Origin of the sequence: uncultured Marixanthomonas sp. (assembly GCF_963974425.1) — a bacterium.
Classification (GTDB): domain Bacteria; phylum Bacteroidota; class Bacteroidia; order Flavobacteriales; family Flavobacteriaceae; genus Marixanthomonas.
Map to the genome: position 1 here is coordinate 35,206 of NZ_CAXBCK010000007.1, position 16,179 is coordinate 51,384.

At 34.5% G+C, this 16,179-nt stretch carries 11 protein-coding genes; 6 read left to right on the forward strand and 5 right to left on the reverse strand.

The features are described from left to right. Positions 1-7: 7 nt before the first annotated feature. Genes AACZ92_RS03060 through AACZ92_RS03070 form a run of 3 tightly spaced genes read right to left on the reverse strand, consistent with a single transcriptional unit; the run spans position 8 to position 4,746 of the window. Positions 8-1,198, reverse strand: coding sequence for a DUF4249 domain-containing protein (locus AACZ92_RS03060; RefSeq protein WP_339697009.1), 1,191 nt, complete (start codon positions 1,196-1,198; stop codon positions 8-10). Positions 1,199-1,237: 39 nt separating this feature from the next. Continuing rightward, on the reverse strand, positions 1,238-3,982 hold the full coding sequence (locus AACZ92_RS03065) for a TonB-dependent receptor (protein ID WP_339697011.1): 2,745 nt from the start codon (positions 3,980-3,982) through the stop codon (positions 1,238-1,240). Positions 3,983-4,014: 32 nt separating this feature from the next. Next, complete coding sequence (locus tag AACZ92_RS03070) at positions 4,015-4,746, reverse strand: hypothetical protein (protein ID WP_339697013.1); 732 nt, start codon at positions 4,744-4,746, stop codon at positions 4,015-4,017. A gap of 206 nt (positions 4,747-4,952) precedes the next feature. On the opposite strand from AACZ92_RS03070, the gene AACZ92_RS03075 reads away from it, so the two are divergent. From AACZ92_RS03075 to AACZ92_RS03090, 4 genes are all read left to right on the forward strand, one after another. Next, positions 4,953-6,185, forward strand: coding sequence for a geranylgeranyl reductase family protein (locus AACZ92_RS03075; protein ID WP_339697015.1), 1,233 nt, complete (start codon positions 4,953-4,955; stop codon positions 6,183-6,185). Between the two features lie 18 nt (positions 6,186-6,203). Continuing rightward, on the forward strand, positions 6,204-6,680 hold the full coding sequence (locus AACZ92_RS03080; protein WP_339697017.1) for a hypothetical protein: 477 nt from the start codon (positions 6,204-6,206) through the stop codon (positions 6,678-6,680). A 6-nt stretch (positions 6,681-6,686) separates the two neighbouring features. After that, positions 6,687-7,028: an arsenate reductase (glutaredoxin) gene (arsC, locus tag AACZ92_RS03085; RefSeq protein ID WP_339697019.1), complete on the forward strand. Its 342-nt coding sequence runs from the start codon at positions 6,687-6,689 to the stop codon at positions 7,026-7,028. An 85-nt stretch (positions 7,029-7,113) separates the two neighbouring features. Then, complete coding sequence (locus AACZ92_RS03090; protein WP_339697021.1) at positions 7,114-9,633, forward strand: outer membrane beta-barrel protein; 2,520 nt, start codon at positions 7,114-7,116, stop codon at positions 9,631-9,633. 69 nt (positions 9,634-9,702) lie between these two features. Here the strand turns inward: AACZ92_RS03090 and AACZ92_RS03095 are convergent, their stop codons facing one another. Then, on the reverse strand, positions 9,703-9,876 hold the full coding sequence (locus tag AACZ92_RS03095; RefSeq protein WP_339697023.1) for a hypothetical protein: 174 nt from the start codon (positions 9,874-9,876) through the stop codon (positions 9,703-9,705). Positions 9,877-10,043: 167 nt separating this feature from the next. Here AACZ92_RS03095 and fumC point away from each other — a divergent pair, with 167 nt between their 5' ends. Then, a complete protein-coding gene (fumC, locus tag AACZ92_RS03100) occupies positions 10,044-11,438 on the forward strand; it encodes a class II fumarate hydratase (protein WP_339697025.1) in 1,395 nt (464 codons plus the stop codon). Positions 11,439-11,702: 264 nt separating this feature from the next. After that, positions 11,703-12,896, forward strand: coding sequence for a 7TM diverse intracellular signaling domain-containing protein (locus tag AACZ92_RS03105; protein WP_339697027.1), 1,194 nt, complete (start codon positions 11,703-11,705; stop codon positions 12,894-12,896). Between the two features lie 45 nt (positions 12,897-12,941). Here AACZ92_RS03105 and ccsA read toward each other — a convergent pair whose 3' ends face one another. Continuing rightward, a complete protein-coding gene (gene ccsA, locus AACZ92_RS03110) occupies positions 12,942-16,124 on the reverse strand; it encodes a cytochrome c biogenesis protein CcsA (protein WP_339697029.1) in 3,183 nt (1,060 codons plus the stop codon). Between the last annotated feature and the right edge of the window lie 55 nt (positions 16,125-16,179).

The window sequence follows — 16,179 nt, forward strand, 5'->3', positions numbered from 1 at the left end:
AAATGAATTATTCCTCCCAAAAATCTGGTACTACATTTGTCCCAAATACAGTACAATCAACACACGGTTTTGGTGCAATTAAATAAGGGCCAAAGCCTATTTCTTCGTTCCCGGGCTCAGAAGGTTCTGCAACAAACTTTGCTCCTCCACTTCCTATTAGGTTTACCAATGATTGTAATCTAGGGCGTTTAAGATCACAATCCTCTACAAAAAGTGGTAAAGATCCATCCTGTGGTGTGAAATAATCTGAATAGTTAAAAAATATTCGTTTTGATGAAACAGCAGCTACTTCAAAAAAACCAATCACATTTTCGTTTTCATTAGTGGTTGAAAAAAGGTTCCCACTAATAAATCCTGGTTGCACTTGTGAAAATAAACTTCCTGAATCTGAAAAATTTTTTAATGTTTCGTAAAATACATACGCATCTCTAGAAATTACTAATTGCTTTACAAGCAAACTATAACGAGTGGAAATTTTTGGGTTTTCTCGGCTTAAAAAACGTACTGGAAACCGAGATAATCGATCTTCGCTAAGCGTATTTGTATTAGCCAATAGTATAGCAGTGGAAGGAACTGTATTATAGCAAGTAAATTCCTCCCGATTTTTTGGCACTAATTTCACTTCTGGCGGACTGTAGGTAACTACTTCTAAATCTTTATCGGTAAAATACTGGGAAACTATTTTATAGGTCTCCTCATATTCAAAACGATAATAAGTCCCTTCTTCAGTTGAGTTATTACTATCAACAAAAATTGAAACACCAAGTTCTCCACTTTCGTTAGTTTCTCGTTCAGCATATAAATCATCAATTTGAGTTGTACTTTCTAAAGCGGTTGGGTTAGAACCATAGGTCCTGCCATTAGCCGTTATTATGGACAACTCGTAATCACGATCAAGCTGAGCAGAGAAGGTAGTAGTTGATTGGTAAACACCTGGCACATCTGTTTCTTCAAAAGAATATTCATTTCCCATAGAATCGGAAACCAATACTGTTGCATTTGTTTCGGCCGAAGGTCCATCCTCTTCAAATTGAAATGTGCGGCTTAGTGTAATTGTCTGTAGTTTTGTTTTATTGGTAATAGTAGCTTCTACTACAAGAGCGCTTTCAAAAGTTTCTGTTTCAAAATCAATTTCTTCTATACATCCATGGAGAAAGAAGACTGCAAAAACAATTGAAAAGAGTGTAGCTCGCTTCAACATTGAATTTTTATGTCGTAATCCTTCTTTCACAATAATTTAAAACTTAAAATTATACGTTATCGTTGGTACTGGAATGGAAAAAATAGAGCTTTGATACGCTTTTATTTCTCCATTATCTGTTACAAAAAAGACAGAATATGGATTGCTACGCCCTAACACATTATACACCGAAATATTCCAAAAGCTATGCGCTAGCTTATCCAATTTATGGTTTCCTTCAAAATTAATGCTTAAATCTAACCGATAATAATCTGGTATTCTAAATTCATTTCGGTCACTATACAGCACAAATTCGGAGTTATTTATCACATAGCTTCCTACAGGATACGTAATAGGACGTCCCGTTTGGTATACAAAGTTGGCAGAAAGACTAAAACGCTCTGTTAATTTATAATTGGCAACTACGCTTATATCGTGCGGTTTGTCATAATTTGAAGGGAAAAAATCACCGTTATTTATTCGTTCTTCCTTAAACTCACTATCTAATTTAAGAAAAGAACGAGAATAACTATAACTTAACCAACCATTTAACTTCCCTGTTTTTTTTCTAACCAAAAACTCGAGGCCGTAGGCTTTTCCTTCACCCTGCAATAACTCTGTTTCTACATTTTCGTTTAGTAAAAGCTGGGCACCTGTTTTAAAGTCTAAAATATTTTTAGACGTTTTATAGTATCCTTCTAGGCTTACTTCGTATTTATTGGAGTCAAAATTATAATAAAACCCTAAACCATATTGGTTGGCTCTTTGTGGTTCAATATTTAAATCAGAAAGCTTCCAAGTATCCGTAGGTGATATTGTTGTATTGTTGGATAAGGTATGAATATATTGTATAGTATTATTGAAACTCGCTTTTACCGAAAACTCTGGGTTAAAAGAATACCGTGCAGAAACACGTCCCTCCAGCCCTCCATAAGTTTCAATAGTTTCATTATTATTGTAACTAAGTGTATCGGTTACCGTGGCATCACTTAACGGAACACCTTCCAAATAACTTCGTTGTGTAGCCTCCCCAAGTGCTGCAAAAGTTGAATACCTAATACCAGCATTAAGCTCTATTTTTTCATTTACTGTAAAGTTATCTGACAAAAACACAGCGCTCTCTAACCCTCTCTCTTTTGGTATTTTTAAAGGGTCTACAATAGAACTATTTTGTGAGGGTTGTATCTCGCCCGGTTGCACATTGTACAATTTTGTAGAAATACCATAGTCTAATGTGTGCTTATTGTTCAGTTTTGAATCAAATCTTAATTTTAGTTGGGTTTCGTTAATGCTGTAGCCTAGATCAAAATCGGTATCTGTTGGGCCGTCGTATTCAATATCATATTTATATTCACTATTTAACAACAATAAACTTCCCTTGTTCTCCTCGTTAAACCTATGATTCCACTGTAAAGAAACCAACCGGTTGCTATACCCAAACAACGAATCTGAAGTAATGCTATACCGGTCCTTACTATAATACCCTGTGGCTTTTATTTCGTTATTTTCATTTATTTGGTGGTTGTATTTTACAATGGCATCATAAAAAGAAGCTTCGCTATTCTTTAAAGATTCTTCATCGAGTGAATTCAAAATCCAATCTGAATAGGTTGCCCGAACTCCAGCCATAATTCCAGCTTTATCTTTAACTATCGGAGTTTCTAATGTCAAGTTAGCCGTTACCGGACCAATAGAGCCTTCGCCTGAAAACTTTTCTGTGTTGGCATCTCGGGTAGAAATATCGAAAACCGAAGAAAGTCTTCCGCCATATTCGGCAGGAATACTCCCTTTATAGATATCCACATTACCAGAAGTAAACGGATTAATGGAAGAAAATATTCCGAAGAAATGAGAAGGATTGTAAATAACACCTTCATCTAAAAGAATTAAGTTTTGATCTGCTTTTCCACCTCTAACGTTATACCCGGTTGCTCCTTCCCCAGCATTTGAAATACCCGGAAGGGTCGTTGCTACCTTTAAAATATCACGTTCTCCTAAAACCAACGGAATGTTTTTAATTACTTTTACATCGATGGTTTCTGCACCGGTTTCTGCTTTTGTAACATTGTTATCTGCTTCGTTTTCTAAAAAAACCTCCCCTAGCATTTCGTAATCTTCATTTAGTTCCATATCGAGTCTACCATCATTATAGATAATCACTCTTTTTTGCACATCTTCAATACCAATTAATTTGGTCTCTAACATACTGACACCCGGACGTAATGAAATAGAATAAAAACCATCATCACTTGTAGTGGTTCCAGTACTACTACCTTGTACTAAAATAGCAAGATCTGCAATAGGTTTTCCGGTCAATGAATTAGTTACATATCCGCTTAAAGTATATCTATTACGAGAGTTCCCTTGGTTTTCTTTACCAATACGTACCGTTTCTATTGGTGTGCTTTTCTTTGGTTTTTCTTGATTGTAAAATATTGGAGAATACGCTTCAGTCACCTCTTTTTCAATTGCAATTGTATCTATCTCTTCCGTCGGAAAAAACCCTTCGGGAAGCTTGTCGTAGACCAAACTGTTTTGGGTAAGTATAATTCGCTTATCCTTGGTGATATAATAGTTTAAAACTGTTTTGTCTAACAGTTCGATCAACAAAGTATCCATTGTTGTATTATCAAAATTCCCGCTTACTGTCTTGCCTTCTAGCCATTTATCTAAGTAAAAAAAATGATACTCTGTTTGCTTTTCTATAGTGCTTAGTGCTTCTTTTAATGGAGTATTATTAAATGAAACTGATACGGTACTAGTATCCTGTGCTACACTAACTTGAACAAAGAAAAGTAGCATAAAAAAGATACTGAATGTAATCTGGACTTTATTTATTGTTTTTTTGATAGTAGTGTGTTTATTTGTTTAGCATAAGCAAGAATAACAGCATCTGGGTTATCTCTTTGTACTGAACCATCTATCCCTATAGAATTAATTTCTTCCTTAAAATCTGGAAACAACTTAATAAAATCCCGTTTGTTTTTAACAGAGTAATAGTTGCCTTGATAAAGAAGAAAATAATAGGACTTTATAGGTTTATATTGGTAACTAAGCTTTTTTCTCCTTATACGCTTTAGTCTTTTTTTTCTATGTTTTTTTAAAACTGCAAGTTGAGAGGTTTCTAATATCTCTTCATAAAAGCCAGAAAACGCATCCCCATTTTCAGTAGTCTTGTTTACTATATTTTTAAACGTCCTATTTTTGATACTAAAGGAGTTTATGAGTTCTTTGAAGGGTTGTAAAATTGTAGTTCCGTTCTCACCTATTAATTGTAGAATTACCTTATCATTAAAAACATCATACTTTAAAGTAATATCATAATAGGTTTGCCCATCATAATCTATACTTCCAGATTGAAAACCATTATGGTATAAAAATTTTTTAAATGTACCCTTAGCTTTTTCAATATCAATATATGCTACGCCATTGTATAGCCCTGTGTTCTCCACACCAATGGTATTATCAAACCAATTATATTGTTTTTCAGTGTCTAAGCCTTGTGCGGTTACATATAAATTTGACAATAAAATTAATGGTAAAAGGCACAGTTTATTCCAATTCATAAGTACTAAATTACCCAAAGTTTTATTAAACAGTAGGTTAATTTTTAAAAAATATTTGCACATAAATCCACAAAACATTATAACATTCTTAAAAACAAACAAGTTTATTTGTTATATAACTAGTATTTCTAAAAAATAATTAAAAACTGAAATTAACTATCTTCTTTTCTTTTTTTACATTGTGATGTATTTAGCTTTTAATATCTATGATAGAATCAAGGTTATTTGATGTGGTAATTATAGGTGCTGGTCCTGCCGGGTGTGCGAGTGCCTATCAATTAGCCGAAAGTGGTTTAACGATTGCTGTACTTGATAAAGACGTTTTTCCACGTGATAAAGTTTGTGGTGATGCACTAAGTGCAGATGTAACAAATCAGTTTCACCGGATGGACTCTGCACTAGCTGAAGCATTTTTGAAGCAAAACCCAAAGAAAGCATCTAATGGCGTTCGGTTTTTTGCACCAAATCATAAAAGCTTAGATATTCCTTTTAAAAACCCAAAGTACAAAGAAGCAGCAGGATTTGTCATGAAACGATTAGATTTTGATGCTTTTTTTGCTGAAGAAATTAAAAAGGTACCTAACATTAAAGTTTTTGAAAACCATAAAGTAAAAGCAATTGAAATTAAAGAAAATTCCGTTTTTATTGAAACCTCACAATCCATTTTTCAAACAAAAATAATCATCGGTGCAGATGGCGCAAATTCTATTGTTAACAGGAAGCTTAGTCTCAACAAAATAGATAAAAAATACCATAGCGGAGGCCTACGTCAATATTTTAAAAATGTAACAGGTCTAAATGAATCCGGATTTATCGAACTTCATTTTTACAAAGAAATACTTCCTGGCTACTTTTGGGTGTTCCCTTTGCCAGACAACAAAGCCAATGTTGGTTTAGGAATACTTTCCAGCGAAATAAGCAAGCAGAACATACACTTAAAAGAAAAATTTACTCACCTACTAAATAATCATCCCAACTTAAAAGACCGATTTAAAAACGCAAAGCCATTGGAAGACATTAAAGGGTTTGGACTTCCGTTAGGCTCTAAAAAGAAACAACTTTCCGGAAATCGATTTCTATTATTGGGCGATGCCGCAAACCTGATCGACCCATTTACAGGCGAAGGAATTGGAAACGCCATTCGCAGTGGCCGTATTGCTGCCACACATATTGAAGAAGCTTTTAAAACAAATCGTTTTGATGCTGATTTCAACAAAAAATACGATACTAAAATTTACCAAGCTATGTGGAAGGAACTTCGGGTGAGCAAATCGCTCCAAAATCTGCTTAAATACCCTTGGCTTTTCAATTTCTTGGTAAAAAAAGCCAATAAAAACAAATCGGTGCAACTTTTATTAACTTCGATGCTTGACGATGTAAATCTTAAAAAAGAATTGGTAAAGCCAAGTTTTTATGTGAAGCTTCTTTTCAATTTTTAATACGTATATTCCCCTTATATGAAACCAGCCACTGTAGCTCAACTTAAAAAAGAATTAAAATTCCGATCTTCCGATGAGTTGGAAGAACTTTGCCTCCGTCTGGCTAAATTCAAAAAAGAGAATAAAGAGCTCCTCACCTATTTATTGTTTCAATCGCATAACGAAGAAACATATATAGAAAGCGTAAAACAAGTTATTGACGAAGGTTTTTCAACTATAAACACAAACAGCTATTATTATATGAAGAAAACCGTTCGGAAAGTATTGCGAATGGTCAAAAAATACATTCGGTATTCAAAGAAAAAGGAAACCGAAGTAGAACTGCTTTTGTATTTTTGTGAACAGTTGAAAGATTTGAGGCCTTCAATAAAAAGAAATAAAACATTGACAAATTTATATGAACGGCAACTAACGCTCGTTAAAAAAATAATTACAGAGCTGCACGAAGACCTACAGCACGATTATACATTAGAAATAGAAGAATTAAATTTATAAAATACTATGACAACTATATATCACAACCCCAGATGTAGTAAATCTCGCCAAACACTTCAGTTATTGGAAGAAAAAAATGAAGACCTAAATATTGTGAAATATTTGGAAGAGCCACCTACAAAGGAAGAACTAAAGAGAATCCTTGAGTTACTGAATATCAAACCGATTGCTTTAATTCGGAAAAATGAACCAATTTGGAAGGATAATTTCAAAGGAAAAGATTTGTCCCAAGAAGAAGTTCTAGAAGCTATGATAAAACATCCTAAATTAATAGAACGTCCTATTGTTGTAAAAGGTGCTAAAGCTAGTATTGGCAGACCTCCAGAGAATGTTTTATCTATATTATAACTACTGTTTTTTTATTTAACAGAATTTTAGGAAAAACAGACTAAACCCACACGTATTTTCGCAGTCCAATCCAGTAAAACCGACTATGAAACTATACCCTCTTGTACTTGCACTCCTTTGCAGTACTTTTTTATTAGCCCAAAACAAAAAACCAGAATCCGTAACCATTAGCGGAAAAATTATAGAAGAAGGATCTAACATTCCTTTAGAATATGCAACAGTTTCTTTTACCAATGCACAAGGAAAAGTTGCCAATGGAGGAATTACCGATACAAATGGTATGTATTCTCTTAAAGTTCCGCCAGGAATTTATACAGTTAAGTATGAATTTATTTCCTATGAGACTAAAGAAGTGCCAAATAAACAACTGAGAAAGGACACAACGCTTCCAACTGTTGCCTTGGCATTAGATACTGAAAGCTTAGACGAAGTTGTTATCCGTGCCGAAACGACCGAAGTACAGGTAAGGTTAGATAAAAAAATATATAATATTGGTAAAGACCTTACCACAAGTGGAGCAACGGTAAGTGATGCCTTAAATAACGTACCATCGGTAAATGTTGATGTGGAAGGCGCCATTAGCTTACGAGGAAATGAAAATGTTCGTATTCTAATAAACGGAAAACCATCTGCTATTGCAGGTTTTGGTTCTACCGATGCGTTACGTCAACTTCCTGCCGAAGCTATTGAACGTGTAGAGGTTATTACATCACCATCTGCCAGATATGACGCTGAAGGTACCGCAGGAATTCTAAATATTATTCTGAAGAAAGAGAAAACCCTTGGACTGAACGGTTCTATTTCTGCAAATATAGGTGTTCCAACCAGTAGTGGTATTTCAGGAAACATAAACCTTAGGACAGATAATTTTAATATATTCAACACCACCAGTGTCCGGTATCGAGATGCGCCTGGTAATGCTTTTTTTGACAACCAATATTTCCCCACAACCTTTACAGATCCAGATACAGGAGAGGAAGTTACAACAGATCCAACTTTTGATCGTGTTATTGAAGATAGAGATTACGATCGCTTAAACAGAGGATTTAATACCAACTTAGGTATAGAGTATTTTTTAACAGATCGTTCATCAATTACAGCTAGCGGGTTTCTTCGTTTGGGTGATGATGAAGATTTAACGACTAATAATGCGAGAAAATTTAGCAATGGAGTCCTTCAAGAAACAACAGTTCGTGAAGAATTTGAAACGGAAGAAGATGTGAGTTATCAGCTTTCATTAAACTATGTAAATAACTTTGATGATAATGGCCATAAACTTACTGCAGATTTTCAATATGAAAACGATAGCGAAGAGCAACGATCTTTTATTACGGAACAACGATTAATCCCTTCAGCTTTTGATTTTCCTTCTGAAGATATTTTAACTTATGAAGACCAAGAAGAATTTTTAATTCAAGCAGACTACGTGCTACCTCTTGGTGAAAACGCACAATTCGAAGCTGGATATCGCGGAAATTTTGAAAATGAAGTAACCGATTACAACTTAAATCAAGAAAATAACAATGGTGTTTTTGTAAGAAATGATACCCTTTCAAACATTTTTGATTATACTGAAAACGTAAACGCGGTTTATACGCAGTACGGAAACAAATTCGGTAAGTTCTCTTTCTTATTAGGATTACGCCTTGAAAACACACAACTTAAGGGTGAAATACAATCAAACCTTGATGAAGATGCCTTTTCTGAAGCATTGGGAGTTGATATTGACACCAACTTCGATAAAAACTATTTAGGCCTCTTCCCTACTGTTAACTTAATCTACGAATTAGCCGAACGCGAAAATATTACTTTAGGGTACAATAGAAGAATTAACCGTCCAAGAGGGTGGTTTATCAACCCATTCCCTTCACGCTCTAGTGTTACCAATGTATTTCAAGGAAACCCTGATTTAGATCCAGCGTACGCAAGTGCTTTCGATTTAGGGTATTTAAAACGATGGAAAAAAATAACGCTTACTTCTTCCATTTACTATCAACATGAAACTGATTCATTTGAGCGTATTCAAGAACAAACTGGTCAAGTAATAAATGGTGTTAATGTAGTACGTACTATCCCAATTAACCTTTCTACAAACGAGCGTTACGGTTTTGAAGCCGGTATACTTTACAATCCATTAAAGTGGTTACGTCTTAACGGAAGTTTCAACTATTTTACTTTTAAAAGTGATGGTAGTTTTAATAGTATTGAATATGGAACCGAAAACAATAGCTGGTTTGCCCGTGCGAGTGCCAAAGTGAGTCTTCCATGGAAAATTGATTGGCAGACAAATGGTTTTTACAGAGGCCCACAAAACAATGCACAAACAGAATCTGAAGGAATTCTATCCATTAATCTTGCTTTTAGTAAAGATATAATGGACGATAATGGTACCATTGGTGTAAATGTTAGTGATTTACTGAATTCTCGTAAACGAAATTCATTGACCGTTACAGATTCTTTTATTAGTGATAGTGAATTTCAATGGAGACAACGTAGTGTGAATTTATCGTTTACCTATAGATTTAATCAGAAAAAACAACGCCAACGTAGTCGTGATCAACAAGGAGGAAATGGTGATGATGAAGGCGGTGACTTTGAAGGATAAAATATTTAGTATATAGACAAAAAAAAGGAAGCCGTTTGGCTTCCTTTTTTAATATTGTACGTTTAAAGCTTAAGCTTCTTCTCTTTCTTTCTTTTTTGCTTCGCGCTTTAGTTTCCAGTTTTCATATAATGATCCCCCAATCCAATACGGAAGGATAGCCATTAAAAAAATCATTAACCAAAACCCGATAGTTAATATAGTTAGAAAAGCTAAAAAGCCTAAATATTGATTGAAGTCGAACATGATAAATCGTGATTTTTATTTAACGCATCAAAGATAGTAGGATTTTTTCAAAAAAAACAATAAAAAGAAGCTATTTATTCACACATAATTAACGACCTATCCTTGAGTAAAGCCCTTGATTTAACTAACTTTGCGTAGTTTCTTAAAAAATTAAATTTCAACCTATTATGGATTACAGAATAGAAAAAGATACGATGGGCGAAGTAAAAGTCCCTGTCGATAAATTGTGGGGTGCACAAACAGAACGCTCCCGAAACAACTTTAAAATAGGCAAACCAGCCTCTATGCCACTTGAAATTGTATATGGATTTGCGTACTTGAAAAAAGCAGCAGCGTATACTAATTCTGAATTAGGGGTTCTTTCAGAAGAAAAAAGAGATTTGATAGCCAAAGTTTGTGATGAAATTTTAGCCGGCAAGCACGATGATCAATTTCCATTGGTAATCTGGCAAACAGGAAGTGGTACACAAAGTAATATGAATGTAAATGAAGTGATTGCTAACCGTGCTCATCAAATTGCAGGAAATAAAATTGGAGAAGGTGATAAAACGTTACAGCCCAATGATGATGTAAATAAATCGCAATCGTCAAACGATACATTCCCAACCGGAATGCACATTGCTGCATATAAAAAGCTGATTGATGTGACTATTCCTGGTGTAGAACAGCTACATAAAACCCTTCAAAATAAATCGAAAGAATTTGAAGATGTTGTAAAAATTGGTCGTACCCATTTAATGGATGCCACTCCCCTAACCTTAGGACAAGAGTTTAGTGGGTATGCTTCTCAATTAGAACACGGCTTAAAAGCTTTAAAAAATACATTGCCACACCTTTCTGAACTAGCATTAGGAGGAACGGCTGTAGGTACTGGACTGAACACGCCTGATGGCTATGCCAAGAAAGTAGCAGAATATATAGCAAAATTTACCGAGCTTCCATTTATAACTGCTGAAAACAAGTTTGAAGCATTAGCAGCACACGACGCAATTGTAGAGTCACACGGAGCGTTAAAGCAACTAGCGGTTTCTTTAAATAAAATAGCAAATGATGTAAGAATGCTTGCAAGTGGTCCTCGAAGTGGAATTGGAGAAATAACCATTCCAGCAAACGAGCCAGGATCTTCTATTATGCCTGGAAAAGTAAATCCTACTCAATGTGAAGCATTGACCATGGTCTGTGCCCAAGTTATGGGTAATGATGTTGCTGTGACGGTTGGCGGCATGCAGGGTCAATACGAATTGAACGTATTTAAACCTGTAATGGCAGCTAATTTATTACACTCTGCTGAATTGTTAGGAGATGCTTGTGTTTCGTTTGAAGAACATTGCGCTAACGGAATTGAAGCAAACACAGAAGTTATTGAAAGACAACTAAACAACTCATTAATGCTAGTAACAGCTCTTAATACAAAAATAGGTTATTATAAAGCTGCAGAAATAGCTAATACAGCTCACCAAAACGGAACGACGTTGAAAGAAGAAGCAATAAATTTAGGATATGTTACCGCTGAAGAATTTGATAAGTGGGTGCGTCCTGAAGATATGGTTGGGAAAAAATAATAGTTAATAAATTAACTTTTTCAAAAGAGCTGTAATTAATTGCAGCTCTTTTTTTATGTTAAAATATCGATTAAATGCAAAAAAATTAGTTTAAATGTAATTTTTGCGTATATTTCCCTACCCTAATAATGTAAACCTACTTTAATGAGACGGCAATTTACCCCCCTTATATTGTGTCTTTTTTTATCACTGCTCCTAGTTTGTCAAGCAGACGCAAGCAGTTTTGGAAAAGCTAACTTTAAAGATGGAGCCCTTGTAAACACAATGGCTTCCCAAAAATATCAGTATCTTGAACACATAACTGAGCACAATAAAAAAACAATACAAAAACAAACAGATGTTACAACAAAGTCTGATTTAGTTTTCAATGAAGTTCAAGCTGCTTTTAACACAGATAACTCTGTAGTTGCAGAATTTTCCCACAGTTTTAAAGAACATACTACAACTAAATTAAACCCAATTTCAGAAAAAATATTGACAAACACATTTCAATATTCTGAAAACCCTAAGACACTATTTTATCAAGGCCTTTTTTACGGTTTTATATTAATGCTCTTTTTACTAAATGGAGCGTGCTACTTTATTTTTGAAGAAAACCTTTTTCTTTATTTTACGGGTACCCTATTATTATTGGCTTCGGTTTTATTCTATAATGATGGGCTATTAAAACTAGCCGGTGTAAATTTAATGGTTGAATCTTGGTTAATCCAATCTACCCTACTTTTTGGAGCAGTTGGTTTAATGGCTCTGTTTTCATATAAATATCTGGTTATCAAAGAGTTTTTTTCAAATATTAAAGGATTGACAATTGCATTGTTAGGTATTTCGTTTGTACTCCTTGTATCGGCATGGATATCAAAGAACGAATTACTTTCCTCCGTTTCAAATGCGGTTTTATTCACCGTTTTAATTGGTTATTTTATTTGTGGAATGCTCCTCTTTAGTAAAAAAAACTATGCAAAATTTTATGTTATTGCCTCTTGTATTCCATTGTTATTATCAATAGACTTTTCTGTATTTCAGAGTTTTGAAATAACGTTTCTTTACACCGAAACCATCCATATGAAAATAGCTGTTGTAATAGAAATGCTGCTATTAACCTTTGGTATAACATATAGAATGAAAGCTATAAAAGAAGAAATTGAACTAAGACAAACAGAAATGCGAATTTTTATAAAAAGAAAAGAAATGATGAACAGAGAAAATCTTACCAACTTAATGAAAGATGAATATCTTGAAAACTTGATTATGCAATATGATCTTGATGGATTGGAAATTAAGTTGCTCCAATATATTTCAGAAGGAGTAGAAAATCCAAAAATAGCTCGAAAACTAAAAGTAACCGAAGCAAATGTAGAAGAACTCACCAATGACCTCTATATGAAGTTAGAAATTAGAGAACAAATTATTGAAGACCACAGGATGGTAGATGAGCAGCCAGATTATATCTACAATTAAATCCCCAAACTATAATTAAGTTGGAAAAAGGATAGGTTTAAAAACCTATCCTTTTTTTATTTTATAATGCTTTTTATAACTAAAATAAGAAACAACGCTTAGTATTACGAAAAATGCAATTACATAATAAATAAACGTAGGAGTTACGGGAACATCACCACTAGCGTAAGAGTGTAATCCTGTTAGGTAAAAGTTCACTCCAAAATACGTCATCATAATAGTAGCATAAGAAAATATAGCTAATACATTAAATAACCAACGTCCTCGTAGTCCAGGTACTAAACGAGCGTGAATTACAAAAGCATAAACCATAATACTAATTAATGCCCAAGTTTCTTTAGGATCCCAACCCCAATAACGTCCCCAACTTTCATTAGCCCATTGCCCTCCTAAAAAGTTACCAATAGTTAACATTACTAGACCAACGGTCAAAGCCATTTCAGTAATCACTGTAATTTCTTTGATGTTGATATCCATTTTCTTCTTGTTGTTTTTGTTAGTCAAAATCATGAGTAACAAGGCTGTAGCACCTAATATCATTCCTAAAGTAAACGGTCCATAACTTGCTACAATTACTGCAACGTGTATCATAAGCCAATAGCTGTCTAATACAGGCACTAAGGTTGAGATAGCCGGATCTAACCAGTTTTGGTGAGCCACCCACAAAATAATAGCTGCTACAAAAGCTGTAGAGGCAATGGTGAGGTCACTTTTTCTACCAAAGGCCAACCCAAAGAAAACAGTTGCCCAAGCAATGTATATAATCGACTCGTAGGCATCACTCCAAGGAGCATGACCACTAATATACCAACGGCCTATTAACCCTAAGGTCATAAATATAAAGAACGCCCAAATTATATATTTACAGATTTTAATAAGGGAATTGACAACCTTCCCCTCCCTAAATATCTGAACGATTATAAAAACAAACATTAAAATACCAATCAATGAAAAGTATTTGTAAAGCCTATTAAAAATATCTACTTTGTTATATACAATTTCAGCAGTAATCTTATTATCAGATGGCATTACTTCGCTTCCGTATTTATGCTGAAATTTATTAATACCGTCTAAAACTTGCTCGGCTTGTGAATAGTCTCCAGTTTTTCTAGCTTGTTTTAGCGTTTTAAAATAAACAGGTAATATACTTTTTGTAATTACAGAGTCTGTGCCTGTAAAATTTGCTTCCTGAAGTTCTGGATAGGAAACCCATTTGTTATTTTCATCATTTGGTAACGGAAATATTTTTAAAATGGTTCCGCTTAATGCACGGTTCAGTAAAAACGTTTTTTCATAGATTTTTATGAAATCTTTTTCAAACTGATTCGGATTAGTTTTACTGGTTGCCTCTTCTATATATGGTGCTATTTTACTGTTTCCGTTTTCGTCAAATAAATCTATTAAAGAAACTTCACTCGTTTCTTCTGAAACTCCAATCACTCTTTTAATACTATCGTTTCGCCAGTCTAATTTCAGTAAAGGTGTTTCTAACCATAACCTAGGAAACTCTGTCATGGATAAAAATACCTGATTAGCATCTAAACCATGATATCCATCATCTTTGCTTATTTTACGTAATAATTGGCTTGCAAAGGTTTGTACGGGTTTCATTCGCCCATTATCCTGTATAACCAATCTCGCAAATTTAGCAGCATGCTCTTTACTAACTGCGTTATTTTTAATTACTGAATCTAATTGCTTAACCGAAGTTTCTTGGTGCAAGTGAGTAGTGGCATCAGGAGATTGCTGTGCAAATCCTGATACCGAAATGAGTACCAATGCCAACATGGTCATATTGGCTTTCTTCTTTTTAATCTTATTAAGCGTACGCTCTAAAGCTCCAAAGCGTGTGTTCTTATCAAATAGTATTGCCATTAAACCCAGGTATAATAAAAAGTAACCGATATAAGTAATCCAAGTTCCCCAGAAATCATGATTTACCGATAAAATGGTTCCACCTTCGTCGGGGTCAAAACCAGATTGGAAAAAACGATATCCTTTGTGATCAAGCACATGATTCATATAAATTCTATAATCCATGGTAGTACCATCTTCTTTGTTTACCGTTACTTTACTTTCAAAAGATTTATAGCTTTTTTCGGTACCGGGATATTTATCTGCTATAAAATCATTTAAAGTAATACTAAATGGAAGTTCATATGTTTTCGCACCATAGGTAAGGTATACTTTTAAGCCGCCTACTTCAACTAGCTTAGGGTTTGGTGCATTTCCTTTTCCTCCCAATAATTCAACCGTTTTGGTCTCACCATTTGAGGTAACATCAAGAATTAGCGCGTCTTTATTTGTTTGTTCTTCACTACCTGCATGAACCACTCCTTGACGGCCTTTCGTCATAGGATCTGGAATTACAAATGACATTCCCGCCATTTGGTATAACGAGCGCAGCATAAGTGGCTGTACACTATCTTTTGCAACAGCCCCTTGTTTTTGGTCTGCCATACGCATATACGTTCCTTCAAATGGAGATGAAATATCGTAACTTCCATCTTCGTTATAAGTAATGTTAATAGCACCTTCCGTAGGTTTATTAACAGCAAAAAGTACATTATGAATATTCTCCACCTCGCCCACTTCTAACCAGTGGTCATGGCGATTGCCGTCTCCAGCTTCAACTATTTTTAAAAATTGACTACCATCTTCGGCCTTAATAAGTCCTTCTTTGGCGTTTTTAATGAAATCTTTATATTCAATTGTTACCGGCTGACCGTTGTAGTCGGTTTCAATAGTAAAATCATTGTCCAACCGTTCTGATAGTCGAAGTTTTTCAGGCGTTAATTTTCTACGTTGTACAACCCCATCAATTTCGTAATCACCGTCAATAAACGTGTTTAGGTAGGTGTGTTCTGAAAGTAATACGTTTTCAGTTTCCCCTTCCCGAATATGAAGCACTCCTTCATACCCAATATATCGTGTAATAAATGCACCAATAATGATTAATATAAAGGAGAGGTGTAAAACTAAGGTTGCCCACATTTTTTTGGTGTTTAGCCTATAACGAGCCATATTACCAAGAAAGTTAATTACAAACATCCCCATAATCGCCTCGAACCACCAGGCGTTATAGATTATCTCCCTACTATACGGAGTTGGTGATGTTTCCATAGAAGCATCTAAAAAAGTGCCAATTCCCATGGCAATAGCAAAAACAATAAATAATACGGCGGTAAGTCTGGTAGAAAAAAGGACTGAAGCTATTCTTTTAATCATTATAGCGAATTTTGGCGCAAAAATAAGTATTTCGCGCCATATTTTCTACTGAAAT